The organism is Marivita sp. S0852 (assembly GCF_046591575.1).
Taxonomy (GTDB): Bacteria; Pseudomonadota; Alphaproteobacteria; order Rhodobacterales; family Rhodobacteraceae; genus Marivita.
The window spans coordinates 86506-110204 of the sequence record NZ_JBIQWA010000009.1 but is presented as its reverse complement, the minus strand read 5'-3'; the positions used below and the strand labels follow the sequence as shown (position 1 = coordinate 110204).

At 60.6% G+C, this 23699-nt stretch carries 21 protein-coding genes; 3 read left to right on the top strand and 18 right to left on the bottom strand.

Features of this window, described 5'->3' with window-relative positions; genetic code table 11:
- The first annotated feature begins 66 nt into the window (after positions 1 to 66).
- Genes ACG74X_RS17425 through ACG74X_RS17415 form a run of 3 tightly spaced genes read left to right on the top strand, consistent with a single transcriptional unit; the run spans position 67 to position 4983 of the window.
- Positions 67 to 660 (top strand): transposase, encoded by a 594-nt coding sequence (locus ACG74X_RS17425; RefSeq protein ID WP_411236428.1) that lies wholly within the window; start codon positions 67 to 69, stop codon positions 658 to 660.
- On the top strand, positions 647 to 2980 hold the full coding sequence (locus ACG74X_RS17420; protein ID WP_411236426.1) for a relaxase/mobilization nuclease domain-containing protein: 2334 nt from the start codon (positions 647 to 649) through the stop codon (positions 2978 to 2980). The genes ACG74X_RS17425 and ACG74X_RS17420 overlap by 14 nt, the downstream gene beginning before the upstream one ends.
- 8 nt (positions 2981 to 2988) lie before the next feature.
- The gene (locus tag ACG74X_RS17415; protein WP_411236436.1) at positions 2989 to 4983 is read left to right on the top strand and encodes a type IV secretory system conjugative DNA transfer family protein; all 1995 of its coding nucleotides are present in this window, start codon (positions 2989 to 2991) and stop codon (positions 4981 to 4983) included.
- Between the two features lie 359 nt (positions 4984 to 5342).
- On the opposite strand, the gene ACG74X_RS17410 is transcribed toward ACG74X_RS17415, so the two are convergent.
- The 18 genes from ACG74X_RS17410 to ACG74X_RS17325 form a co-directional block, all read right to left on the bottom strand.
- Positions 5343 to 6197 (bottom strand): DUF3037 domain-containing protein, encoded by an 855-nt coding sequence (locus ACG74X_RS17410; protein ID WP_111733913.1) that lies wholly within the window; start codon positions 6195 to 6197, stop codon positions 5343 to 5345.
- Entirely contained in the window at positions 6194 to 6994 is an 801-nt protein-coding gene (locus ACG74X_RS17405; RefSeq protein WP_348155878.1) for a HipA family kinase, read from the bottom strand. The genes ACG74X_RS17410 and ACG74X_RS17405 overlap by 4 nt, the downstream gene beginning before the upstream one ends.
- The gene (locus ACG74X_RS17400; protein WP_411236425.1) at positions 6991 to 8142 is read right to left on the bottom strand and encodes a restriction endonuclease subunit S; all 1152 of its coding nucleotides are present in this window, start codon (positions 8140 to 8142) and stop codon (positions 6991 to 6993) included. Before ACG74X_RS17400 ends, ACG74X_RS17405 begins: the two co-directional genes overlap by 4 nt.
- On the bottom strand, positions 8142 to 9707 hold the full coding sequence (locus ACG74X_RS17395; protein ID WP_411236424.1) for an N-6 DNA methylase: 1566 nt from the start codon (positions 9705 to 9707) through the stop codon (positions 8142 to 8144). Before ACG74X_RS17395 ends, ACG74X_RS17400 begins: the two co-directional genes overlap by 1 nt.
- A gap of 17 nt (positions 9708 to 9724) precedes the next feature.
- Positions 9725 to 12094, bottom strand: coding sequence for an EcoAI/FtnUII family type I restriction enzme subunit R (hsdR, locus tag ACG74X_RS17390; protein WP_411236422.1), 2370 nt, complete (start codon positions 12092 to 12094; stop codon positions 9725 to 9727).
- A 537-nt stretch (positions 12095 to 12631) separates the two neighbouring features.
- Positions 12632 to 13711: a type IV secretion system protein gene (locus ACG74X_RS17385; protein WP_411236421.1), complete on the bottom strand. Its 1080-nt coding sequence runs from the start codon at positions 13709 to 13711 to the stop codon at positions 12632 to 12634.
- 407 nt (positions 13712 to 14118) lie between these two features.
- Positions 14119 to 14307, bottom strand: a complete 189-nt coding sequence (locus ACG74X_RS17380; RefSeq protein ID WP_057821914.1) for a hypothetical protein — start codon at positions 14305 to 14307, stop codon at positions 14119 to 14121.
- Positions 14304 to 15290 carry an ATPase, T2SS/T4P/T4SS family gene (locus tag ACG74X_RS17375; RefSeq protein WP_055296391.1) on the bottom strand — a complete coding sequence of 329 codons (987 nt, stop codon included), beginning with the start codon at positions 15288 to 15290 and terminating at the stop codon, positions 14304 to 14306. Before ACG74X_RS17375 ends, ACG74X_RS17380 begins: the two co-directional genes overlap by 4 nt.
- 4 nt (positions 15291 to 15294) lie before the next feature.
- Positions 15295 to 16674 carry a TrbI/VirB10 family protein gene (locus ACG74X_RS17370; protein ID WP_411236418.1) on the bottom strand — a complete coding sequence of 460 codons (1380 nt, stop codon included), beginning with the start codon at positions 16672 to 16674 and terminating at the stop codon, positions 15295 to 15297.
- Positions 16671 to 17366, bottom strand: coding sequence for a TrbG/VirB9 family P-type conjugative transfer protein (locus tag ACG74X_RS17365; RefSeq protein ID WP_411236416.1), 696 nt, complete (start codon positions 17364 to 17366; stop codon positions 16671 to 16673). Before ACG74X_RS17365 ends, ACG74X_RS17370 begins: the two co-directional genes overlap by 4 nt.
- A 2-nt stretch (positions 17367 to 17368) precedes the next feature.
- Positions 17369 to 18022, bottom strand: coding sequence for a virB8 family protein (locus ACG74X_RS17360; RefSeq protein WP_411236415.1), 654 nt, complete (start codon positions 18020 to 18022; stop codon positions 17369 to 17371).
- 17 nt (positions 18023 to 18039) lie between these two features.
- Positions 18040 to 18849 (bottom strand): type IV secretion system protein, encoded by an 810-nt coding sequence (locus ACG74X_RS17355; protein ID WP_411236414.1) that lies wholly within the window; start codon positions 18847 to 18849, stop codon positions 18040 to 18042.
- Positions 18849 to 19937: a lytic transglycosylase domain-containing protein gene (locus tag ACG74X_RS17350; RefSeq protein WP_411236412.1), complete on the bottom strand. Its 1089-nt coding sequence runs from the start codon at positions 19935 to 19937 to the stop codon at positions 18849 to 18851. Before ACG74X_RS17350 ends, ACG74X_RS17355 begins: the two co-directional genes overlap by 1 nt.
- Positions 19938 to 19992: 55 nt before the next feature.
- Positions 19993 to 20160, bottom strand: coding sequence for a hypothetical protein (locus tag ACG74X_RS17345; RefSeq protein ID WP_411236410.1), 168 nt, complete (start codon positions 20158 to 20160; stop codon positions 19993 to 19995).
- Positions 20157 to 22532: a type IV secretion system protein B4 gene (locus tag ACG74X_RS17340; protein WP_411236409.1), complete on the bottom strand. Its 2376-nt coding sequence runs from the start codon at positions 22530 to 22532 to the stop codon at positions 20157 to 20159. Before ACG74X_RS17340 ends, ACG74X_RS17345 begins: the two co-directional genes overlap by 4 nt.
- Positions 22522 to 22800: a type IV secretion system protein VirB3 gene (locus ACG74X_RS17335; protein WP_411236408.1), complete on the bottom strand. Its 279-nt coding sequence runs from the start codon at positions 22798 to 22800 to the stop codon at positions 22522 to 22524. Before ACG74X_RS17335 ends, ACG74X_RS17340 begins: the two co-directional genes overlap by 11 nt.
- Positions 22793 to 23086, bottom strand: coding sequence for a TrbC/VirB2 family protein (locus ACG74X_RS17330; protein WP_009503803.1), 294 nt, complete (start codon positions 23084 to 23086; stop codon positions 22793 to 22795). The genes ACG74X_RS17335 and ACG74X_RS17330 overlap by 8 nt, the downstream gene beginning before the upstream one ends.
- The gene (locus ACG74X_RS17325) at positions 23083 to 23697 is read right to left on the bottom strand and encodes a lytic transglycosylase domain-containing protein (RefSeq protein WP_411236407.1); all 615 of its coding nucleotides are present in this window, start codon (positions 23695 to 23697) and stop codon (positions 23083 to 23085) included. The genes ACG74X_RS17330 and ACG74X_RS17325 overlap by 4 nt, the downstream gene beginning before the upstream one ends.
- Positions 23698 to 23699: the final 2 nt, after the last annotated feature.

Sequence of the window (23699 nt, the reverse complement as noted above, 5' to 3'; positions counted from 1 at the left end):
TATATTATCGTAAGGTAGGGGCAGCCTTGGTGGAAGGTGGCAGGAAATAGGGGGTCTTTCTTCCGCATGTCCCGAACAAAACGCCTGACAGAGATCGAGAAGATGCAGATCGTCCGCGAGGCCGCGGAGGGTGTGTCGACGTCTGAGCTGGCTGAGCGTTTCGAGGTCACATCGCGGGCCGTTCGCTACGTCCTGAAAGCCGATGCCGAGCGTCAGATGGATGCCGCGATCCCGGTCTCGGCGGTCAGTGTGAAGGTCACGGCTGCGGAGCTTGAGGCGCTCGACGCGGTGTTGGCGAAGGCGGGGATCGAGAGCAGGGCCGAGGGGCTGCGGCGGCTCATTCAGACGGCAGGCGGGGTGTTCGTTCCGGACGCGCAGATGGCAGCAGAGATGGCGCGCTACCGCGCCTCTCTGCACGAGGTTGGCAATGGGGTTGCGCAGATCGCCAAGCAGATGACGCGGGCCAACCGGATGGGGCAGGGGGCCGTAGGCGGCACGAGTGCCGAGTTCTCCGAATTGCGCCTCGCGCAGATGCGCGGGCTGGCGCGCTTCATCCTCGATTCCGCTGACGAGATCGATCTGCTCTTGCGCCGCCGTCGTGACGCGATGCAGCTGCAGGCCACGGCCGCGCTGAGGGAGTTTGCCCATGCGGCTGAATGATGCCGTCCATGCCGTCACGGGCGAGGTCTTCCGAGATGGCTGGAGCCGCGTCCGGGGCTCGATGCAGGGGCTGCACGTGGCCAAGCAGACCCAGTTGACGCGCGCGGCAGCAGGGCATCGGCCGGCGGTTTTCAAGGCAATCCGAAGCGGGGGTACGCATACCAAATCGCAGCTCTCAAACCAGCTCGATTACCTCACCACGAAGTCGACCCATATCGTGGACTCGAGCGGATTTCTGGATGGCAAGGCGAAGCTCGAGGCAAAGGATATCAAGGACCTCACCGAGCGCTTTGCCAAGCGGTGGGATGCGGGCTTCAAGCCCAAGCTGGGACAGACCACCCATATGCTCATGTCCTTCCCCATCGGCACGCGCGGCGAGGATGTGCGCGACATTGCGACGGATGTGGCCGAGCGGTTCTTCCAGACTGATGCGGGGCATTTCGATTACATCATCGCTGTGCATGAGGACCGCGATCACCCGCATGCGCATCTGGTGCTGAACCGCCGCTCGCAAGAAGGCGAGTTCTTCTTCCTCGGGCGCAACCACCGGTTCAACTATGACGATTTCCGCCTCGCCATGGTCGAGGAGGCCGAGAAGTATGGTGTGCGCCTGGAAGCCACGCGCCGGGTGGATCGCGGGGTCGTGCATTACCCCGCCCCTACCCGCGAGGTTTATGCGGCGAAAGAAGAGGGCCGCGCGCCCCGCGAGCGGGAACGTGTTGGGCAGGACCTAACGCGGACGCTGGCGGAGATCGCCAACACCAGAACCGTCTACCATTCGCTTGCCGCGGAGGCCTCCCGGGAGGCCCGCGAGGATATCGCCGCGGCACTTTTTCGCGCGGGCGAGGTGCTGGCGCATGGCGGACAGATGGATCGAACAGGAGATGTGTATATGGCCGAGGATCAAAGCTTTGAGGATCTGAGAAGCCTCTATGCGGAGAAGCTCGCGCGGGTGCAGGGCATGATCGCAGAGAAGTCCGATGCGGAACGTCCGGTGCTGGAAAAGCGCCTTATCGAGATCCAGACGCAGGTCCAGCACATGCAGCCGCTCGGATTGCGTTCGAGCACGTTGTCAGAGGCGCCCTCGGAGGGCGGGGTCTATTCCGAGGCAAACATCCAAGAGAGCCAGTTGGAGCGCCTCACAGAGCCGCGCCTGCGCTCTCGGATCGACGCAGCGCTACGGGGCGCCGGGATCAGCACATCGGAAGTGGTGGCGCGGATCGAGACCGGGGCCGCGAATGCCGCGCTGGAGCATCAATGGATCGCAGATGATCTCTCCAAGGTGGCTGAGGCGCGCGATCTGAACCTCGAGCGCCGCGCCGATCTGGAACAGGCGCGTGACATCCTGAATGACGTGCATGTGGAACTTGGCACGCTGTTGGAGCGCGAGAACGTGCTGCGCCGGGATGGCGTCATGGAAGCGGAACCGATCAGCGAGCGGTTCCATTATCACCGGGACGCGGTCCGGGCGATGGAAGGGACAATCCGTCAGCAGATGCGCGCAGAGGGCCTGACAGCGCAGCGGATCGAAGACCGGGACTGGGAGGTGGTCTCAAAGGCAGAGCGCCGGATTGAGACGGAGCAGCGTGCATATCTCGAGGCACACCCGGATCTGCTCGCACGCCCCGGCGATGTGATTGACCGGTCTGAGCCTTACAGGGAGACCATTACCGATGCGGCCCGCGCCAGCGAGATCACCCGCGAGGTCGACCGGATCATGGAGGGACGCGATATCCGCACGCCCGTTGCAGATGCTGTCACGGATGAATTCAGGGAGCGCTATCCGGACATGCCGTCCCACCTCGCCCGCGGGCTCGGCGCGACCTATGCCGCTGTCGTCGAGATACGGGACACGGAGGCCATCAATCAGGTCCGCCGCGAAAGCGAGTTGCGCGACGGACTTGGGGTTGGCACGCGCGACGACATCCTCGCGGCCCGCGATGAAACTGCACCGCTGTCTGACCGATCCGGCCGCCTCTCAGACGAAATCGCGCGTGTTCTGGACCATGAGCGGGCAGGGGAGTTGTCCGCGCCCTTCGAAACCGAGGCGGAGCGGGACGCCTTCCGCGAGGAGATCGCGCGGGTGCTGGACGTGCGCCAACTCGACCGGCTCACATCCGGCGATGCCGATGCGCTGGACAAGGTTCTCGAGGATCGTCTCGACCGGCTCTATGTCGCCAAGGTCTATCTGCAATCCGATGCCGCCACGGCCAACACGGAGGCCTTGCGCCAGGTGGTCGATGACCTCGCCGATGCCGAATACGAAAAACACCGCGCGACAGACGTGGATGGCGAGACCGAGCGGGGACAGGTCCATTGAGCGCCGCCATGGGAAAAGCGCGGATCGCCACGGGCGTCCTTCTGGTGACGCTTGTGAGTGGGGCCATGGGCTATACCATCGCCTCGGCGGTGCTGACCTACCAGGATCTCGGCTTCGGGGCCGAGATCGACTTTGCCTATATCGCGCAGAACTACATGGCGATCCTGGACCGCCGCCCGGAGGATGCCCAACTCATTCACCTGATCATCGGCAGCTTTGCCGCCGCCGGCCTGATGCTGAGCCTCGCCCTCTCGGGATCGGCCCTCACACGGTTTGGCCAGACGCATTGGCAGAGTGCGCGCGAGATGAAGGCCAATGGGTTTTTCGGGGCGCCCGGGACCGGGTTCATCCTCGGCAAGCTGGGGACGCCTGGCTCTCGCGCCAATTACATTTGCTCGAAGGTTTTCCCGCATGCGCTGATCGTGGCGCCCACGGGCCGCGGCAAGACCACGGGCTTCGTCATTCCGAACCTGCTGACCTGGCAGGGCTCCGCCGTGACGCTCGATGTGAAGGGCGAGTGTTTCGAGGCCACGGCCCGGCACCGCGCAGCCCAAGGCGACAAGGTCTATCGCTTTGCCCCCACCGATTGGGAGGGCAAGCGCACGCATCGCTACAACCCGCTCCTGCGCATCTATCAACTGAAAGATCCCGCGCGCCAGCAGATGGAATTGCAGCTTCTTGCGACGCTCTTCCTGCAAAGCGACAACGACCGGGTGCAGGGCCTCCTCAAAGGCGGGATCGATCTCTTCGTCGCGGCAGGGCTCTTGGCGTTCCAGCGCAAGCGCCCGACCTTGGGCGAAATCTACCGCATCGCTGCCTCGGGCGGGAACAAGCAGAAGGAGTATTCCGCGCGGGGGCATGAGGTCGATAACAGGGCCGCCAAGCTGATCTTCACGCGGCTCGCCTCGACCAACAACGACACGCTGACGTCCTACGTCTCGCTCCTGATGACCTCGGGGCTCGATCAATGGCAGAACCCGGCCATCGATGAGGCGACGGCGGTGTCGGACTTTGATTTCCGCACGATCCGCAAGAAACCCTTCTCGGTCTATCTTGTGGTCCAGCCGCTGATGGTGAAGCCGCTCGCGCCGCTGATCCGGCTGTTCTTCTCCGATCTCCTCTCCGCCATGCAGGAAAAGGACCCCGGGCCGGATGAGCCATGGCCCGTGATGATCATGCTCGACGAGTTCAATCGCCTCGGCAAAATGCCCATCGTGGTCGAAAGCATCGAGACACTGCGCACCTATCGTGGTCACCTGGCCGTGGTCACCCAAACCATTCCCGCCCTCGATGAAATCTACGGCGAAAACACCCGCCGCGCCTTGCAGGGGAATGCGGGCGTGAAGCTCTATCTGACGCCCTCCGATGAAAAGACAGTCGAAGAGTTGAGTAAGGCTGTCGGCAAGACCACGAAAACCGTTGTCACGCGCTCGCAATCCATCGGCAAGAACCCCTTTGAAGGGCGCAGCCAGTCGACCCGGACCGAAGAGAGCTCGTTGTTGCCTGAAGACGAGGCGCGCCGCTTGCCGCTCGACGAGATCGTCATGGTGATCGATGCGCAAATGCCGGTCCGGGCGAAGCGGATCCAGTATTTCGACGACCGGCTGTTCAAGGCGATCTACGCGGCGCAGACAGGCGAGTTGCCGTTTCCGGAGCCGGGGGGAGGCGGATCACAGGGTACGCTGCCGCTGAGTATGCGCGCCATGCCGATGACGCCGCCAGCGAAAGGGTCAGGCGGATCCGAGGCCGATATCGAGGCAGCAGACCAGGCTGCTGCAGGTCAGCCGTCAGCGCATGTCGTGCCAAAGAAGACCGCGCCCGTCGTTCAAGCCGTCATCGCTGAGGAACAGCGGCAGATGGAGATGGATTTTGGTAGCCAGGTTGTGGATGTCGAAACAGCGGGCGCGAGTGATGAGATGCAGATGCGCTCCGCTGTCGAAGGCTTGGATGAGATGGAAGCGATGTTGCGAGAAGACGGCAGCGAAAATCTGGTTGCTCGATAGGATGAAGAGAGTGTTATTTTTGCAGGGGGGCGGCGAAACCGGACGTTCGAATCTCATTCGTACCGCCATATACCCTAGCGAAAATGTTCACACGCTCCAGATACGACCGGATTTTTCCGTTGTTTTCTAGGGGTATGCGGGAAGGAGTTGAGCACTGGACTCTTCATCAGGAGGCCCGTAAACGGTTTCTCAGGGCATATATTCTCCGGACCTGTTAACCGACCCACTACGGTCGTCAGCGCACATGCGCTTGTTATTATGCGATAATTTTTCTCGTTGCGTACGCGAGGTTTGGATACTCAACCGAAAGCCGGATGAGACGCGAGTCGAAATCGAAGCGTTGAACACAAGGTGGGCAGCTACTGGACACGACCTTGATGTTGACGCACTTCGTCTTCTATTTCATGGACAAAATCGTCGATTTCGTCTTCTTCGAAAACGCGATTGTCGAAAGGCACCTGTCGCAAGATATCGACCGCATTCTTGTACGCCGGAACTAAAGACGCACTCTGCGGGCGGCCAACGAGAAAATGCACCTGGACGTCTTCGGTGGCACCAACTTTTACAGCAGAGAGGTGGCCAAGCCAGCGGCGTGCCTTGTCCTTGATGTTGTCTGCGTCCGAGAGATCGAAGGATAGTGGCTCGTAGACATGCCAGCGACCGTTCTTCCAAGCATGCCGAAAATCGACAGTATCGGTGCTTCCGTGGACACGCTTGGACTCCAACGAGACTTGCACGCCTTGCTCCTTCAGCTTCGCCTCGACTGGTCGCCAAACATCCTCATCAGACCTGCGTCGTTGCGAAGGGCGATCATAGCGAGTGATGAACCGGTGATAGAGCTGATCGAAGGTTTTCTGTGGATCGGACGTCAAGCCCGCCCCTACGGGTGACCATTGCAGCGAACTGTCATCAAGCGGAAGAGCGATGCGCGCATAGTCGCCAGCAGTCTTTTCACCCTTGAACAGGCCTTCGGATTTCAGGCTGCGCTCAACGCTTTTCATGCCGCGTTCGATCGATTCGATGGCGCGCTTGTAAGCATCGCTATCGAGGTCTGGAAATATATTCTTGATCCTTCCGAAGGTCTTACGAGCCTTCGTGAGGATAAGCGGCTGGCCCGGGACAACCACGACCAAGCCGACGTTCACGAACTCGCCGGTTAGGATATCGTGGACGTAGCGTAAGACGACGTAGCTGTACGGCTCCTTCGTGGTCATGTCAGTATCCTCCCTAACTCCCTGATGCAGTCGTCGATGTTGTCCCGAGCGTCAGCGATCAACTTCAACGCAGCATCTATATCAGCTTGGGCGGTTGCCCACTCTGACGGGATGCTTCCTTCATACTCCTTCAGACGCGCATCCGACAAGGCGGTCCATCTAGATTTGATCGACGCGAAGTCGATCGGTGCGCCCTTCAACTCCTGCACGAATATATGCTTGCCGGGCGTTTCCAAATCCTTCATTCCGCCCAATATCCATGGCGCTTTCCACAAAAGAACCATTCTATGCATAAATGCGAGCTCGTGATCGATAATTCGAAGCTCATTGCCGCATATCAGGCAATTCGGGTTGTCTACCCTCCGATCAGGGTTCTGAATGATGGCATCGAACAGCAATATACCGGATGCTGTTGGTCGCATGGCATCTGACAGCCGTTGGCCGGTCGCCCAAGCCGAGAACCCCGACGTTCGGGTTGACCCGAACGCGATGCGACTGCTGCGGCGCAGTTTGTCTGCGATCTGGGTATCTGAAACAACAGGAATAATTTCCGGCGGTATCTCTACAAGCCAGGGTTTGGGTACAGGCAGCCCGAGATCGGCTGCAAGGCAGGCCGCGATTGCTTCGCGTGCAAGGTTGATCTCGGCTTGATCGCACCCGGCCGAAAGCTTCACGAACATTTCCACATCATCATCATCTGCTGCTCCGCCAACGGCTTCGCAGGCGGCCAGCACCGGCGCCGTGCGGCCATTGGCAGCGGTTCTGTCAATCCGAGTCAATACTGCGTGTGGAATCATGCCGCACTGGCCTCTGATCTGAAAACCTCATGAAGCAACGCTGGCATAAGGGCATCTACGTCTTCCGTCGTTCGCATCCGGATGCTTCGGATTTCCTGAGCCTTAGCTTGGATACGACTGAACCAGTGTTGTGTTTCGATAGGCGGCACAGGAACCTCGATGACTTCAAGCTTTTTTAGTCCCAGGGTGCGGTTTCTTCCCGCTCCGCCTGGTGATGCCTCGCCAAGTTTCTGCAAACCTTCCGTTGTGCGGAAGTAGAATAGCAGAAATTCAGCTGCGACTTGGTCGGGGTTTGTCACGCAGGTCAAAAAGCGATGCGAACCAACCCGGCCATCGTCTTCAGACTTTGCGATGGCGACGGCACCTTCCCATGCAAAAACTATGTTGAACACCAAATCCCCAGATTCGATGGTGAACAGTTTCTTGGAGCCAACCTCCATCCCCGACAGACCTGGCTTGTGAAACGTTCCTCGACCAAACGAACGAACACCCAACTCCATGTAGGTTTTGTCGGGTTCCACTTCGACTGGGCGGCGGACAAGCGGGGCGACTTCAGCCATTGGGCGGAGTGGTGCGCCGTCGATGACTCGCTGGAAGGCCTTTAGCAGCATGGCCTGGGTCTCACGTTCAGAAGCTTCGACTGCCCGCCGACGCCTATCCACCAAGGCTGAAACATCGTCGAGCCTCCGAACTATGTCACGCTGCTCATCGAGCGGCAGCATCGGTACGCTCATTTTTAGAAATTTATCTTCCTTCATGCGAACTCGATTGGTCGAACCCTCGCTTGCGCGACGGCAGAGATCAACGAATTCCGGCGTGCGCGAATACCATTCAAAAAAGTGCGGCAGCACCTTTGATGAATCGATATCGAAACAAGGGAAGTCGTTGCTAACCAGAGCGCCGTCGAGATTGGCAGGAACGATGCCAAAGGCGCCATGTCGTGCATCAATTCGCGAAATCAGAAACTGTCCTGCTTTAGCTTTATACTGCTTTGCCGCAGCAATCGCTGAGCCCTGCACTTCGCCGCGCAACGTCAAACCTTTCCCCCATAGTTTGGCGGTGATCTGCTTGTATCGCTGATCCGGCTGAACGGGCACCCAATCCTCGGATTTGGTTAGGAATTCATCAATGCTGATCGTCTTCGCCATCAAGAGCGCTCCGCAAGGACAGTTTTGATTTCGTCCATGATGCCAAGGATCCGTTTTTCCTGTTTGATGATCGCGTCGACAATTTCGGCGGGTGCGCGGTGGTCCGCGACTTCGCCGGAATGAGGGTTCTTGATGTCGAGATTGCAGGATGTGACACGATTCTGTTCATCACGCTTGATCAGATCGGCAGCGGAAACCTTCCAGGCGCGGTCATTCTCCATGCGATCATTCCACCATTCAAGGCAGCCGCCGAATTCCTCATAAGCCATCGGTGCGGTTTTTGAGTACTTCTTGCGACCTTCCGGCAGGGGCAGTTCATAGTACCAGATGTCCTTGGTCGGTCCGCTGGAGTCGAAAAAGATCAGGTTTGCCGGGATGTCCGTGTAAGGCGCAAACACCCCCTCACGCAGTCGCACCACCGTGTGTAGATTGAATTTCTCCAGCAAGTCGGCCTTGATCCGTGCCGAGATGCCGTCGCCGAACAGAGTGCCATGCGGGACGACAACAGCCGCTCGACCGCGCCCTGCACGTTTCAATCGGCGCATGATCAGCTGAAGGAACAAAAGCGCAGTTTCCGCTGTACGGCGATCGTCGGGGAAGTTGTTGAGGATGCCCGTCTCTTCCTCGCCGCCAAAGGGCGGGTTGGTCAGGATGACATTGACCCGCTGATCCTCGCCGATTTCAGCCAGACGAAACCGCAGCGCGTTGCCAGGATCGATCCGCGGGGCATGAAGACCGTGCAGCAGCAGGTTGAGCTGAGACAGCAGGAATGGCAGCGACTTGGCTTCGCCACCGAAGAAGCTGTCTTCCTGCAGGGTGCGGCGCTTCTCGACCGTGTCGGCCTGCCGTTCGAGGTGTTGGTAGGATTCAGTCAGAAAGCCCCCCGTGCCGCAGGCTGGATCGAGGATGGTCTCACCGAGTTTCGGGTCTGTCACTTCAACCATGAAGCGCACCACCGGCCGGGGCGTGTAGAACTCGCCAGAGTCCCCGGCGGCGTCGCGCATCTCGCGCAGCAGTGTCTCGTAAAGGCGGCCAAGCGTGTGGACCTCTTCGGACGAGTCGAAGTGGATGCCATCTATCAGGTTCACAACGTCACGCAGAAGGTAGCCACTTTCCATTCGGTTGGCGAAGCCCTGAAAAACGGTCGCGATCACGTCGCGCCGCTCACGTCGGCCATTGTCACCGCGTAAGCCGCGCAAATAGGCGAACAGGCCGGGGCCACGGCTGCCGTCCGGCCGCTCGGCTTCGTCAGCGACCAAGAACGACAGCAGGTCCGGGCCAGTGATTCCGTCGGCATCCGCTGCCCAATCGCGCCAGCGATACGGCGCCTCGATGATCGAACGATAGTCCTTGCCCGCCAGGTCCGCGCGTCCTTCTTCAATCCGCTCCATGTCGTCTAGGAACTTCAGGAACATGATCCAAGTGAGCATTGGCAGGCGGTCGAGGTCGCCGTTCAGCCCCTTGTCCTTGCGCATGATCTTGCGTGCAGACTTGATGATGCTGTCGAGACGCTGGGCAGTGGTCAGTTGCTTCGGCTCTGCCTTCTTGCGGGCGGTTTTTGCCAATCTAGGCCTCCTTCAATTCAAGCGGTATAGAGCAGGCGCTGCAATTCGGTGACGGCGCTGCGCAGCTCCTTGCCCCCGCCGAAGCGGGCGGCAATTTCGATTACATTGCCCCATTCGTTGAATGGGGGCACTTCCAGGATGTCAGGCAACTTGAACTGAGCGCTGCCGTGTTCTGCATATTTCTCAAGCACAGCGCCCAGAACTTCGCGGGCATCAGGCCCGAAGCGGGCCAGAAAGTCGTCCTGTTCCCGCAGCAGGCGATCCGCGCGCTCACGACGTGTGCGCAACGGCGCATTGTAGGCGAGATGGCAAAGTAGGTCGAACGGGTCGGCCTCCGGCTTTCCGACCGCCTCGGCAAGGGAGTCTAGCTCGATGCCTTTCTCCTCCAGCCGTTCGACGATCTCGGCCCGGCGCTCGGGGTCAAGCCAGTCTGTCCGAAGTTCCGAGGCGTTGGGATAGAGAGTGCGAACCTTGTCGCCAGTATAGTCGGTCAGCTGGCGGCAGGCGAGTTGACGGCCGTCGGAATCAAGCTCGTAAACGAGGTGCCGGACAATCGAAACCTCACCGCCATCGACGTAGAATTTCCGGGGGCCGGCTTCTGGCTCGTCGTCGAGCTCGACCGGTCCATCTGGCAAATCAGGGTAGTCGTCGGGATCCAGTGGCGTCTCTTCTATCTCGCGCTCTTCAACGACATCACCTTCTGCATTGATCACCGCTTCATCCTCGCGGACGGGATCGCCGTCGAAAGCTGGATCAGCAAACATTCGTGTTGCAGTGCCGGTGTAGTCGATGATGTTGAAGGCGAGCTTCCCATAGTCGGCCCTGAGGCGCGTTCCGCGTCCGATAATCTGCTTGAACTCCGGCATCGAGCCCACCACCCGGGCAAGCACAACGTTCTTGCAGGTCGGGGCATCGACGCCGGTGGTCAAAAGCTGCGAGGTGGTGAGGATGACCGGCGTCTGGGTTTCGACATCCTGGAACTTGGCTCGGTGCGCGCTGCCAATATCACCCTCGTCAGACGTGACGCGGCAAACATAGTCGGGGTGATCCTTCACCAGATCGGTGTTTAAGGCAGCGAGCGCTTGGCGCATTTCGAGCGCGTGTTCCTGGTCGACGCAAAAAACGATGGTTTTGGCGAAACGATCAGTCTCCGCCATGAAGCCCGCCAGGTGTTTCGCGATGGCCTGCGTCCTTGCACGAAGCGCCACGACTCGCTCGAAATCTCGCGTGGAATACTCGGAGTCGGGGATTTCACGTCCATAGCGGTCAAGCTCGCCACGTGTCGGGCGCCATCCGGCGGCATCATAGTCCGAGATGACACGGTGAACGCGGTACGGGGCGAGGAAACCATCGGCGATGCCCTGCGCGAGACTGTATTCGTAAAGCGGATCGCCGAAGTAGTTATAGGTGTCGAGGTTTTCCTCGCGCCGCGGCGTCGCTGTCATTCCGATCTGGGTCGCTGGTGCAAACCACTCGAGAATCTCGCGCCAATTGCTGTCGTCGCGCGCGCTGCCCCTGTGACATTCATCAATTATGATCAGGTCGAAGAAGTCGCGTGCATATTCGCGATAGAGGCCAGGACGGTTTTCGTCGCGCGCGATGGACTGGTAGATTGCGAAATAAACATCACGACTTTTGACAGCGACACCACCTGCGATCTTGTGTCGGGCATCGCCGAATGGACTGAAATCCTTCGCCATCGGATCATCAATCAGCACGTTGCGATCCGCGAGAAACAGGATCTTTGGATTCCGGTTGACCCCTTTGGAATTCCAGCGTGCAGACCAGAGCTTCCAGCAGATCTGGAAGGCGACGGCAGTCTTGCCTGCTCCGGTGCACAGTGTGAGTAGTGCTCGCTTCTGGCCCTGAAGCGCCGCCTGAACGGCGCGGTTCACAGCGATTTCCTGATAGTAGCGAAGAGGCTTGGCTCGGTCTGGGAACGTGGGCGTCAACAGCCGTTCGGCCACTTGATCGTCGGAAATGCCCTCGGCGCGGCGGAGCCGAGCCCAGAGATCATCGGGCGCCGGGAAATCCCCAATGATACTCTCAACACCGGTTGTGTAATCGAATTCAACGACTTCGATGCCGTTTGTCGAATACGCAAACTGCAGCCCAAGAATCTCAGCATACTCCTTTGCCTGCTGAAGTCCCTCAGCTGCGTGTTTATATCGGGACTTCGCCTCAACAACGGCAATTGGAAAATCCGGGTTATAGCGGAGCAAATAGTCTGAGCGCTTCTGTTTTCCCCGGCGGGCTTTTCCGCCAATGAAAACTACCCGACCATCGGTAAATGTTTTCTGTTCGTTGATTGCATGCGGACGATTGTCCCAGCCTGCTGCCTGCAGCTTTGGGACGACGAATTTTCTGCAGGTATCAGCTTCGTTCATGCGTAATCTATTTCGCCCGGTTTCGACATGCCATTGCGAAGTAAACGGCTTGTCAAAGAACCCAGCTTAAACAAATGCACAATTCTTTGGTTTGGCTGCTCTTTCACCTGACAATGGCTCACGGAGGCTACAGCTTCAGTGACAGTGCCTGCAAGCCCTATTCGGCCCGGCGCATCAGACTCCCCACTTGCTGTGATCAATCGTCAGGAACGTTACCTCGCAGTACCTCCAATGTCAGTCCGGGCGGCTGACGGCCAGCAAGAATCGCCTCCACAATGCCTAGAGCAAGCTGAGATAACCTCAGCGTTCGTGCCAAATACGGAGCAGCAATCCCCTCGCGTTTGACCAGTTCATTGATCGTGGCAAACTGGCCGGACTGCAGCATCCTCTACTACCGGAACGCATGCGCGAGAACCTTGACTAGGAAGCTGCTATTCTGGCGCGGTAGCATGGCTCTAACTGACAGTCGCACGTCATTCCGCTAACTGTACTTCACGATGGTGATCTCCACCTTCCTCGAGTGCTATGAGTTGACCGTCACCGCCTGCCAAGGCGTCCCAACCTTGAAAGCTGCGCAAGCATTCTGGCTCCTGTGCCAGTCGCGTCGCCGGGAGGAGCTGGGGTTGGCCCCCCAGCAGTATTTGGACGGTGTGGCAAGGCCTGCACACCGAAGAACTGGCGGGCACGCAGAGCTGCGTATTCGGCCCCGGTGGCGCCACCGATGGCGTAGCGGTTGTAGACCTGCTGGCTGCCGGCAAGCCCTCTGGCGAAGGCATAGCTTCCCCCGAACCCGGCCGAGAGTGCTGGCATCATGATGTTTCCGGAAATCGCACGAACCAAGAAAGGCGTTGCTATGATGAAACCCTTTGCCATCAGCACCATCATGAAAAATGGGATAAGGGCCCCTATGTTCGAGGCTCCCTCCGGGTCGCCCAGTTCGGCAAGAAGAGCCCGAGAAACCCCCGTGATCGTCGCGAACACGCCAGCTACGACGATCGGATACATCCCAAAGGATATGAGTGCCGAAAGCCAGCGCGCGAAGTAGTCCTTGGTCACCTCGAAAAGGGTCAGGAAGATCATGACCGGCGCAATGCCGATTAGAAGAGCGATCATGAGCCGTGACGCCACAACAATGAACGCTGCCAACCCGCCCAAAATTGAGAGCAGTAGGACGCCGAGCGTGTCCAACAAGGCACCGGCCATCCAGTTTAGCTCAGATCCCGCCGCGTTCAGATAGTCCCCGAGGGCTGCGATCAGTTCGTCGAATTCCTCCGCAAAGGTACCGGACGGACCTGGTGATCCGCCGCCGACAGAAGCCACAAGGGCCCCGGCAATGCTGTCGATCCCATTCAGTATCGCTGAGGCAAGCGCATTGAACTGGACCCAATTGGCCGCGAAGACTCCTATCAGCCCGACCTTCACGGCCAGCCAAAAGGCAGTTCGGCCGTCCATGGCGCGATACTGGTAGATCATGTTGATGAAGACCAGAATGACAACCAGTGTTGTGCCCAGAACCAGCAACGTGCCCACCGTTGCTGCGACCGCGCCGAATTGCGTCTCGGCAGCGGTATTGAGATAGCCTTCGGCCGTTTCCACGAAGTAGGTGACGACACTCATGGATCCCTACCAGTTTCCAGCGGCTTCGCAGATTGGCATGGCTTTGCGTCGAAGCTCATTTGCTTGGCGCCGGTATTGGGACGTCGCTTCCACGATGTCCCAGTATTCGGACGAGGCGAGACGCTCAACGTATACGCGTTCGGCTGCTGCCCAAGATGGATACCGCGTGGGACATTCACAGCTTTGGGCTTCAACGATGCGTTGCATACTCTGCGCCCGATAGATTTGTTGGATCAGGAGCCGTTTGTGGGACTCGCGTACATCGATGTCTTGCATCCACTGTGGCTCGGGAGACTGGTCTGGGCAGACATCCGGCTGATTGTCGAGCGTTGGGACCAGGTTCCGCTCGGCCACGCCAGCGGTTGGGCAGAGAGCGACGAGCAGGCCTGCCGTTGCAACGACCCGCATCATTCTGAAGCCGCCTTCGTCGCAACAGTTTCACGCTTCAAGAACGTGGTGTAGCCGTAGTCACCCGCTTCGGCGGTGATGACTTCCCACCCCTCCGCGCCGCGCTCATTCAAGGCGCTTCGCATCGCGTCGTAGTCCTTTTGTTTTTTCACCTCAAAGAACAAGATATCGTATTCAAACGTCTTCATGGGGAAGTTCCAATCTCAGTTGCGCCGGGGAGGTAGAATTCCGTGATGCCGCGTTTGCCGTCATGGCGACCGGCCTGGATGATCACGTCGATGGAATTCTCGATGTATTGGATCATGTCGGCATAGGTCATCGGGATTTCGGTTTTGAGCGCCGCGATCGCGAGCCGCTGCACGGCCAATTGCGGGGTTTCGGCATGCAGCGTGGTCATCGAGCCGCCATGGCCGGTGTTGATGGCTTCCAGAAAGGTCATGGCCTCCTTGCCGCGCACCTCGCCGAGGATAATCCGGTCGGGGCGCATGCGCAGCGTGGCGGTGAGAAGCACATCGGCGGTCTGGAATTCTGCGTCGCGATTGGCGATGAGGGTCACGGCATTTGGCTGGGTCGGTAGAAGCTCGGCCGCTTCTTCGATGGTCACGATGCGTTCCTCGGCCGGTACGTGAGAGAGGATCTTGCGCGCGGCGACGGTCTTGCCGGTGGAGGTGCCACCCGAGACGATCATGTTGAGTTTGTTCTCGACGCAGAAGGCGAGCGCGTCATCGATCAAACCCGCGGCCACCACGGCGCGCAAGGCGCGCTTTTTTTCGACGCGCAGGTCTTCGAGCTTGCGCTCTTTTCCGTAGAGGAAATCGAGTGCGATGCCCTCGAGTGGCAGGCTCGAGAAGAACCGCAGGCTGATCGACATGGCCGAGAGCACGGCGGGCGGGGTGATGACCTGTGCGCGGATCGGGCGACCCTTGTAGGTGATCGATACCGAGACGATGGGGCGGTCCTTGCTCATCGTTGTATTGGCCGAAGAGGCGATCTGGTTGCCGAGGTCCCTGACCTGAACGCCCGTCAGCCTTTGATCCAGCGCGCGCATGAAGTGATCGCCCTGGAATTCTCCCCAGCAGGTCCCGTCGGGGTTGATGCAGATCTCGATGACATCGTCGCGAGCGGCGGCGTCGATCCGGTCGAGCGAGGTTTCCAGATAGCTCAGCGACATGGGCTCAGAATATCTCCAGATCGCGGTCGACCATGACCGTGACGCGGGCGCCCTGGTCGACATAGATGACGGGGCCGATGGAGAGGTAATCGCCTATGACGCTGTCCGTCGCATCTGCCAGATCATCGCCCACGTCTTCGAGAATGTCCGCGGCAGTCTCATCCTGGACCTCGGAGGCGGCGGCACTTGGTGCGGCGGAAATCAGCGAGATCAGGGCGGCCGACCCGAAACGCTCGGCAAAGCGCGTGTCCACGAAACCTGTGACACCGGAACGGCCCAGTTCATCGCCCCCGAAGGAGCTGATCTGGACGGTCTGGCCCGCGGGCAGGATAATCCGGTCCCAGGCGATCGTGACGCGGCGCTGCGCGATATCGACGCCGGCGCGGTAGCGCCCGATGAGACGGGATCCGCGCGGGATTAGGAGGCGCGCGCCATCGACGCTGTAGACATCCTCGGAAACCACGGCACGGGTCTGGCCGGGCAGGGAGCTGTCGAGGGCAGTTTCCATGACGGCCTGGATCATGGTGCCCTGGATGACGGTGTTGGAGGGATTGGCGATCACCTCGGCCTGCGTCACGGTAGAGGGCAGCGCCCCGTTCAGCACGAAATCCGTCACCTCGCCAAAAGTGCGTTCAGTCAGAGCCGTTTCATTCGCTCCGGACGTGCCGCCAAAGGCGATGGTGGGCGAGGTGATGCGGCGCTCCTGAAACGCGCGTTCCTCGGCCGCGCGGCGTTCAAGTTCCGCGAGTCGCCTTGCTTCCTCTTCGCGGCGCAGCCGTTCTTCTTCCCGCGCCCGCAACTCGTCCTCGGTGGGCCCGATGGGTGCCGGAAGGGGGCGGTTGGCTTCGAGCTGTGCGAGTTCGAGGTCCATGCGGAGTTGCTCAAGGCTGCGATCCCGCGCCGTCAGTTCGTCCTGGAGTCGTTGCTGTGCGGCTTCCGAGGCGGCTTGGAGCGCAGCGATCTGAGTGGTCAGCGCGTCGATCGCCTCTGCGGCGGCGGTGTCTTCCTCGACGACAGGTTCGGGAGCGTTGCGCAATTCCTCGATCTGGGCCTGCAAGGCGGTGACCTGTGCCAAAAGCTCCGCGTTGGGCTCGACTGGATCCGGTCCGACAAACACAACCTCGGGCTCGGGCGGGGGCAAGGTCTCGATAGCGCCAAAGCCATCCCCTTCGTTTTGGAAGACGTCCGGAGTGGCCGTCGGCAAGGCTTCCTCTTCTTCGGGCTGTGAGAGGAGATAAAGCAGGGCACCACCCGCGCCGATGACGAGGACCACGACCAGCGCGAGAAGGGGCGACCGGCGCTGCGCCGCTATGGGCGCGCGGGCACTGCCTTTCTCAAGGGCGGCGAGGCGCTTTTCCAGCTCGGTATTCTCGGTATCGCTCATGAGGCGGCCTCCGTGGGCGGGATCGCCTCGATGCAGACCACCTCTTCGCCAAGTCGCAGGACCCATTGGCGGTTTACGCCGCTGACGCGGATCACGCCGTCTTCAGGAGTTTGCGTGTTGACCGTGCGCTCGCGGCCGCCCGCGTAGCGAAAGATCGCTGGCACAGGGGCGTTTCTTGGAAAGGCGAAATACGTGAACGTCCCGTCATCCCAGATGCGGGTTGGCGTGAACTCGGTCCGCGCGCTGGCACCGTAATTGTAGTTTGGTGCTTGGGCGGCGATGGCCCGGGTCGGGCGCGCAGCGTCATCAGGATAGCGGAACTGCACCACATAGAAGGTTGGGCTGCGGACCTCCTCGACGTTGAAATAGTAGCTTCGCCTGTTCGTGTAGACGGTCACATTGGTATGGACACCGCGCGCGACGGGCTTGATTGCAAATGCCTGACCACCGGGCACGCCATCGATCTCGAAGCCCTCGGTGTCGCCCGCGATGATCGAGCGGATGCTTTCACCCTCACCGAATTCGACCGTGGTGACATGGGTAAGCGAGACGCTGACGCGGTAGACCTGGCCTTCCTGGTAGGTGGCCAAGCGCACCCGGCTGTCGTTGGGACCGCCACGCGGGATGGCTTCGGCAGAGACGAGGCCGGGCAACAGGGCAATGACAAAAATAAGCGATCTTATAAACAACAACGTCAGTTCTCCAATCTGTCGGAGCGGATGGAATATTCGAGGACGGTGAAGCCGAATGGATTGGTCCAGACCTCATCGATGGAGCGGCGGGTCTCCGGGCGGAACTCGAAGAGAAGCGTCGCAGTGAAGAGGCCGGTCTGGGTGCCGTTAATGGACGTCAGGCGCTTGCGCAGGCGGACCGTCGCGCGGTTGGTTCCGATCCGGTTGATGCTGAGGATTTCCACGTCGAGCCGAGCATTGGGGCCATAGACCGTCGGCGGGTAATTCTCGTTGGCGCTGTTCCAGATCTGGCGCAGCCCGCTCTCGGCAGCTCCGTCCGAGCGGCGCAGGACGCTGCGGATGCGCAGATCGTTGTCGAGCTGGTTATAGACCTCCCGGTCGGTCACATAGCGGAAGACCTCCGCCTCGATGATCGCCTGGTTGGCGGTGACCGAGGAAGCGCCCACCGAGGCCTCGGGGAGTGCAAAGCCGGTGGCGGGATCATAGGGGACAACGACGGGGGGCGGGTCGACATCGAGGATCGAGACAGCTGCCGCGCTCAGACAGCCGATGATGCCGAAGACAAGGCCTATCAGGCCAAGACGCTGCCAAAGCCGTTCACGGCGCAGGGCGCCATAGACCAGTTCTTCCTCGATGATTTCTTGTTCAGTCGCCACCCGTCATGCCCCCACGATCAGTCTGCCCGGAGGTCTGGCAAGGTGAAATCCATGAAACGCTGCTCTTCGGCGATGGTGGCGGCATCGATCACGCCGCCCGTGCCATCGCCCACGGTTTGAATCGCTTCCAGCTGCCACATTGCCACGAGGGCGATGGCCAATTCAGCTGTCACGCGCGTGTTGAGATCGACGCTTTGCTTGAGCTCTTCCATGTCGTCGATGAGCCCGACAAGGCGGTCTACCCGCTCGAGCGACTGGCCGGCATCTTCATAGCTGTTCTGGGCGGCGGCTGAGACGAGTGCGCCGGTTGTTGCCTGCGTGGCCACACGGTTGGCCCCGGGATTGCCGCTGGTGGCCATTTCCGAGAGCGTGTCTTCATCGAAGCCGAGATCGGCCAGCACCCGGTCCATCTGGGTTTCGATCTCGCCTGCGCCAGAACCAGACAGGCCGGAGAAATCCCCAGTCTTGATCGCCTCAATAGTGGCGAGGATGTCCCCGAACTCTTGGTCGAGCAGACCGTTCAACTCGTCTTCCATTTCCGTCCGGATGATTTCGGGAAGCTCGGCAAGTCGGGTGAGCGCTTCATAGGTTCTTTGCAGCTCCGCGAGTTGATCCGTGAGAAGGCCGAGCTGTTCGCGGAGCTGCGTCAGCTGCTCGTTTTGCAGGATCTCGTCTTCGATCATCTGCCGTAGCTGCTGGATGTTTTGCGCGATGTTCTGGGTATCGACGACGGGCACGCCTTGCGCGAGGGCAGAGGATAGGGCGCCAAGATGCAGACCAACCCAAAGTGTCGTGGCCAAAGCTGTCCTCAAAAGCAGATGTCCCATCATTCAATCTCCCTGATCGTAAAATCCATGAACGCGCCTTCGGCCATGCGGGCGCTGGCCTGGGCCAGCTCTTCGGCAGAGAGGACGCGGGTGCGTGCCGCCTGAAGCCGGATGCGGGCAGCCACGAGACGCACAAGTTCGGCGCGGGCATAGGTGTTGAGCGCGACGCTCTCCTGCACGTCCTCGGTTTCGGAAATCCGCTCGACGATATCCGCAATGCGCAGGGCGGCCTGCCTGATCGCGGCTGGTGAGTTGCTGCCAAAAAAGGCCGCCCCATGACCCGTGAGCGAGAGGTTGGCATTGGCGAGAAGCGCCGGATCGATCGTGCCAAGCGCATCGATCCCGCCGATACGGCTCAGATAGAGATTGTAGCGCTCCGGGATAACCTGGACGTAGTGCTGGGTCTCTCGGAAGGGAGGTACGCCGCCATACTCGAAAACCCGGCCTGGTCCGGCGTTATAGGCCGCGAGCGCGTTGATGATATTGCCATCAAATGTGTTGAGCTGGGTCGCGAGATAGCGCGCGCCGCCATGCACCTGCAGGTAAGGGCTGTCATAATATTCCGGGTTGATGCCGAGATCAGTGGCCGTGCCAGGCATGATCTGGGTGAGACCATAGGCGCCGACGGGTGAGCGGGCGCCAATCGTGAACCGGCTTTCCTGCCAGATGAGCGCCTGTAGGAGTGCGCGCCATTGGACTGGAGAAAGGCCCGCGCGGCCAACACCGGCAAAGCCGCTGGTCTCCTGAGCCACGCGGATGATGAGCTGCTCGATGGTCTCGGCGGCGTCGCCGAACATCTGCGCACCGCCGGGATTGGGGTCGATGTCGGCATTGCCATAGACCGCCTCGACTGACCGGGCCGGATCCCCGCTGCCGCTTTCCAGCCCCGAGACCATAGACGGCAAGCCCTGACCGCCGAAGCTGGTCTGGGCATCGAGGATGCGTCGGAGGGTTTCAAGCTGTTCGCGCTCGATCTCGGCGATGAGTTCGCGCACTGCAAGCTTGTCGGCCTGAACAGCCAAGTCTGCTTCGCGGTCGCCGGTCTCGACGATGTCACGCGCGGTCAGCCCATTGTCATTGGTCGGCACGCCTTGAGACAAGGCGAGACCGGGCAGCAAGCAAAATGCGAGGATATGAGGCAGGCTAGACTTCAATGTCGCCCTCCGGCGCATCTAGAGGCGTGAAGGTGCAATCAGGCGCGACAGGGGCTGTCGAGGCTAGGAAGGTGAAGCAATTGGCCTGCGGTTCCTGGTACTGGGCGCAGGAGGCCAAAACGCCGAGCGCAGCCAAAGCGACAAGAATACGGATCATGAAAGCCTCCAAAAATCTGGGCGGGTGCGGTAATCGGCGCCGACAAGCGCTTCGCCCTTTTCCATGCCGCCAAGGATGGTGAGATTGGGCCCAAGGGCGCTCAGATCGGCATCGACGACGATTGAGCCCTGATCGTCGCGGATCAGTGCGAGGCGGCTGTTGCTGCCCGTGTTGAGAAGGACGTCGAGCTCCTTCTCCGTGAGATTCAGCATGGCGTAATCCGCAGGCTGCGCGCGGATATTGGGCAGCAGGATCTGCGTCGGAACGGCTTCGACGATGGTCTTGCCGGTCCGGGTGCGCTCTAGCTGGCTTGCGTATTGCGTCATCATCACGGCAACCGTGTTCTGCTTGCGCGCGGTCACCAGCCAGTTCGACAGTCGCTCGGCGAAATATGCGTTGTCGAGCGCCTTCCAGGCCTCGTCGATCACGATGATGGTGGGGCGGCGGTCCTCGATCTCGCGCTCGACCCGGCGAAAAAGATAGGACAGGACCGCCATCCGTTCCTTGTCGGCCTCGCTGTCGAGAATACCGGTCAAATCGAAGCCCACGACATCGCCTTTGAGTGAAAAAGTGTCCTCAAGGCTCTGCCCGAAGATCCAGCCATAGCGGCCGTCTTCGGTCCACTCGAGTAGGCGCTGGTGCAGATCGCCGCCATCATCGGTGGACACAAAAAGCGACGCGAAATCCCGCCAGTTCCGCAGGGCTGGATTGGAGGCCTGTGCGTTCTGGCGCACGACTTCCTGGATGCGGTTGGTCTGTGCGGGCGTCAGGGGCTTGTCAGCGCGGTAGAGCAGGGTGGCAAGCCAGTCCGAGAGCCAAGCGGTGCCGCGCGCATCGGTCTCGGTCCAGAGCGGATTGAGGCCTGTGGGCTGACCGGCGTTCAGGGACGCGTAGCGCCCGCCATTTGCGCGGACCGCCATCTCCATACCGAGGCGATAATCAAAGACAAATATCCGCGCCCCTGCACGCCGGGCCTGTGTCATCAGGAAGGCCGACAGCACCGATTTGCCCGAACCAGGCCGTCCCATGATCAGGGTATGGCCGCTGGTGGGTTCTTTGTCGGGCGAGCCTTGCTCGTGATAGGAAAACCGATAGGCGCTCTGCTCCGGGGTGGGCAGATAGGTGATGACCTTCCCCCAGGGCGTTTTCGCGGCGGGTTTGCCGAGCTGCGTTCGGTGGAAGGCCGCGAAATCCGCAAAGTTGCGATTGGTGACGGCACTGGCGCGGACGCGCTTGGGCTGGTTGCCGGGGTGCTGGCTGAGGTAATGCGCCTTGGCGGCGACCCGCTCGCCGATCATCTTCACGCCTTCGGTCGCGGCGGCGTTTACGATCTCGGCGCTGAGCGTCTGCAGCTCGTCCAGCGTGTCGCAGAAGAGCGTCACGATCATGTGGTGTTCACCGAAGCTTTGTCGCTTGGCCTCCAGATCATCAGCGGCGATGTCGAGGGCCTCCAGGAGCGAGAGGGCTGCGTCTTGGCTGGCCTGCATCTGACGCTTTTGCCGCTTGATACGGCCCGCCATGAGGTTCGAATTGATCGGTGTGAAAGAGTGCGTCACGATCATGTCGACCGGCAGGTTCAGCATGTCGAACATGGTGCAGGAGGTGCCTTCGGAATATTCCCCGATGGTGAAACTCTTGCCGTAGCGATGGCCCACGACGCCCTCGGAAAGCTCGAAATGATCGCCGTGGAACGTCACCCGGGTATTGGCGACGTTGAAGGACAGAAAGCCGTAGGTGTTGGCCGGGTAGAGCGGCAGCTCGGTGCCCGTGTTGAGCGCGCCCAGAAACCCCACCAATTCCCCCGATCCGGCTGACAGCAGGCGCGGCTTGAGCTCGGTAAGCCCCGAGAGGAAGACGTTCACGGCCTCGCCCAAGCGCTGCAGGCGCTTGCGGGTCTCCTCTCTCAGCCGGTCCGGCGCGCTGCGGCTGAGGAACGGCAGGAGGCTTTTCGGAGGCGGGCGGTGAATGACGGTGAGCGTCAGTGTTTTGTCGCGAAGCCCGCTGGTCTCGAGTTTCGCGCGCCAGCGCCGGTCCACCTCGCCCGCGAAGCTGTCCTCACGGATGGGGTCGAGATCAGGTTTGATGGCCTTGGAGACCTTGTGGACGTAATAGCTGAATTCCGGCCCAAGTTGCGCGACGATGCGGGCAAAAAGCGCCGTCACCTTGTCGAGATAGGCATCGTCCGTCGTGTAGCTGTTGATCCCCTCGAGCCGGATGCAGCGGAAGAGTTCGTTCACCCGGGTCCGCACGGTCTGATCGTCAACGAGGCTCACATAGGGCAGCATATGCGCAAGCCGGGTCTCGCGCGCATACCAGTCTGGCGTCATTGTGCGGGCATCGAGCGCATCATCACGGGCATCATCACGGGGCATAGCTGTCCCCGCCATGGATGGACCGGTTGCGCGTAGGTGGCGTTTCCTGCAGGGCCGTCATCATCACGTCGATGAAACGCGGGTCCCAATCCGCGGCCTTCCATAGCACCGGATAGAGCAGGCCGGCCACGCCCAGCACCGCGATGTGCTGGACCCAGACGAACAAGAGCACCGAACCGAAGAGCCAGACCATCGCGTACATGATGGGCAGGCCCAGAAGCTTGGGCGGGCGCACGAGGCCGAGAAAGAGAGGCGCGCGCTCAGCCACCGGCAAAAACCGCGGCAACGATGGTGGGGGCGGCGGCAACACCAGCGATGCCCACGAGGACCCAGAGCGCCTGGCGCAGGTCGATGATGTTGAAGAACCAGCTGAGAAAGACCCCGAGAACGGCCAGCGTCGCGATGACAACGCCAAGTGGGCCGGTCAGCGCATCGACGATGCCCTGTAACAGGCTCTGGATCGGGGAGAGATCGATGCTCTGTGCAAGGGCGGGTTCGGCAATCAGCAGGAATAGCGCCAGCGAGGCGACAAAGAGGTTTGAAATCTGTTTCATGAATTTGATCCTTCCAATCGGGCCACGACGGCCATGACGCGGGCCACGTGGTTCTGGGTTTCTCGGTAGGGGGGGACGCCGCCATACTGGCGGACCGCATCGGGTCCGGCGTTGTAGGCAGCCAGCGCAAGACGCGGATCGCCGAATGTCTCCAGCAACATCGCGAGGTAGCGGGCCGAGCCGTCTAGGTTTTGCAGCGGATCACGCGGGTCAACACCCAGATCGCGCGCAGTGGCGGGCATCAATTGACCGAGGCCAATGGCACCTGCACTTGAAATCGCATCCTGCCGGTAGGCGCTCTCAACCTCAATATTGGCTCGATAGAGAGCCAGCCAATCCGTCACGGAAAGCCCCGCGCGACGCAGGCCGGGATGGCCGGCATAGCGCAAGGCCGTGATCTGAATCCCGGAGAGGACATCGGCGCGGGGCAGGGGAGTCGGGCGGGCAAGGGCCTCGACTTGGACGCCCTCTTGCTCGGCCTCTACCTCGCCGAAGATCGCGATCCCATCGGAGGCCGAACCCTGACCGATGCCGTCATTGTAGTTTCGAGCAAAGCTGCTTTGGGAGCGGGACGGGATCAGGGAGCCGTCGCTCTCCATGACCAGCACCATTT

Coding starts and splice junctions, on each gene's coding strand:
- ACG74X_RS17425 (WP_411236428.1), top strand. CDS start 67: ATGTCCCGAACAAAACGCCTGACAGAGATCGAGAAGATGCAGATCGTC.
- ACG74X_RS17420 (WP_411236426.1), top strand. CDS start 647: ATGCGGCTGAATGATGCCGTCCATGCCGTCACGGGCGAGGTCTTCCGA.
- ACG74X_RS17415 (WP_411236436.1), top strand. CDS start 2,989: ATGGGAAAAGCGCGGATCGCCACGGGCGTCCTTCTGGTGACGCTTGTG.
- ACG74X_RS17410 (WP_111733913.1), bottom strand. CDS start 6,197: ATGACCACGAAGGAGCCGTACAGCTACGTCGTCTTACGCTACGTCCAC.
- ACG74X_RS17405 (WP_348155878.1), bottom strand. CDS start 6,994: ATGATTCCACACGCAGTATTGACTCGGATTGACAGAACCGCTGCCAAT.
- ACG74X_RS17400 (WP_411236425.1), bottom strand. CDS start 8,142: ATGGCGAAGACGATCAGCATTGATGAATTCCTAACCAAATCCGAGGAT.
- hsdR (WP_411236422.1), bottom strand. CDS start 12,094: ATGAACGAAGCTGATACCTGCAGAAAATTCGTCGTCCCAAAGCTGCAG.
- ACG74X_RS17385 (WP_411236421.1), bottom strand. CDS start 13,711: ATGAGTGTCGTCACCTACTTCGTGGAAACGGCCGAAGGCTATCTCAAT.
- ACG74X_RS17380 (WP_057821914.1), bottom strand. CDS start 14,307: ATGAAGACGTTTGAATACGATATCTTGTTCTTTGAGGTGAAAAAACAA.
- ACG74X_RS17375 (WP_055296391.1), bottom strand. CDS start 15,290: ATGTCGCTGAGCTATCTGGAAACCTCGCTCGACCGGATCGACGCCGCC.
- ACG74X_RS17370 (WP_411236418.1), bottom strand. CDS start 16,674: ATGAGCGATACCGAGAATACCGAGCTGGAAAAGCGCCTCGCCGCCCTT.
- ACG74X_RS17355 (WP_411236414.1), bottom strand. CDS start 18,849: ATGGGACATCTGCTTTTGAGGACAGCTTTGGCCACGACACTTTGGGTT.
- ACG74X_RS17345 (WP_411236410.1), bottom strand. CDS start 20,160: ATGATCCGTATTCTTGTCGCTTTGGCTGCGCTCGGCGTTTTGGCCTCC.
- ACG74X_RS17340 (WP_411236409.1), bottom strand. CDS start 22,532: ATGCCCCGTGATGATGCCCGTGATGATGCGCTCGATGCCCGCACAATG.
- ACG74X_RS17330 (WP_009503803.1), bottom strand. CDS start 23,086: ATGAAACAGATTTCAAACCTCTTTGTCGCCTCGCTGGCGCTATTCCTG.
- ACG74X_RS17325 (WP_411236407.1), bottom strand. CDS start 23,697: ATGGTGCTGGTCATGGAGAGCGACGGCTCCCTGATCCCGTCCCGCTCC.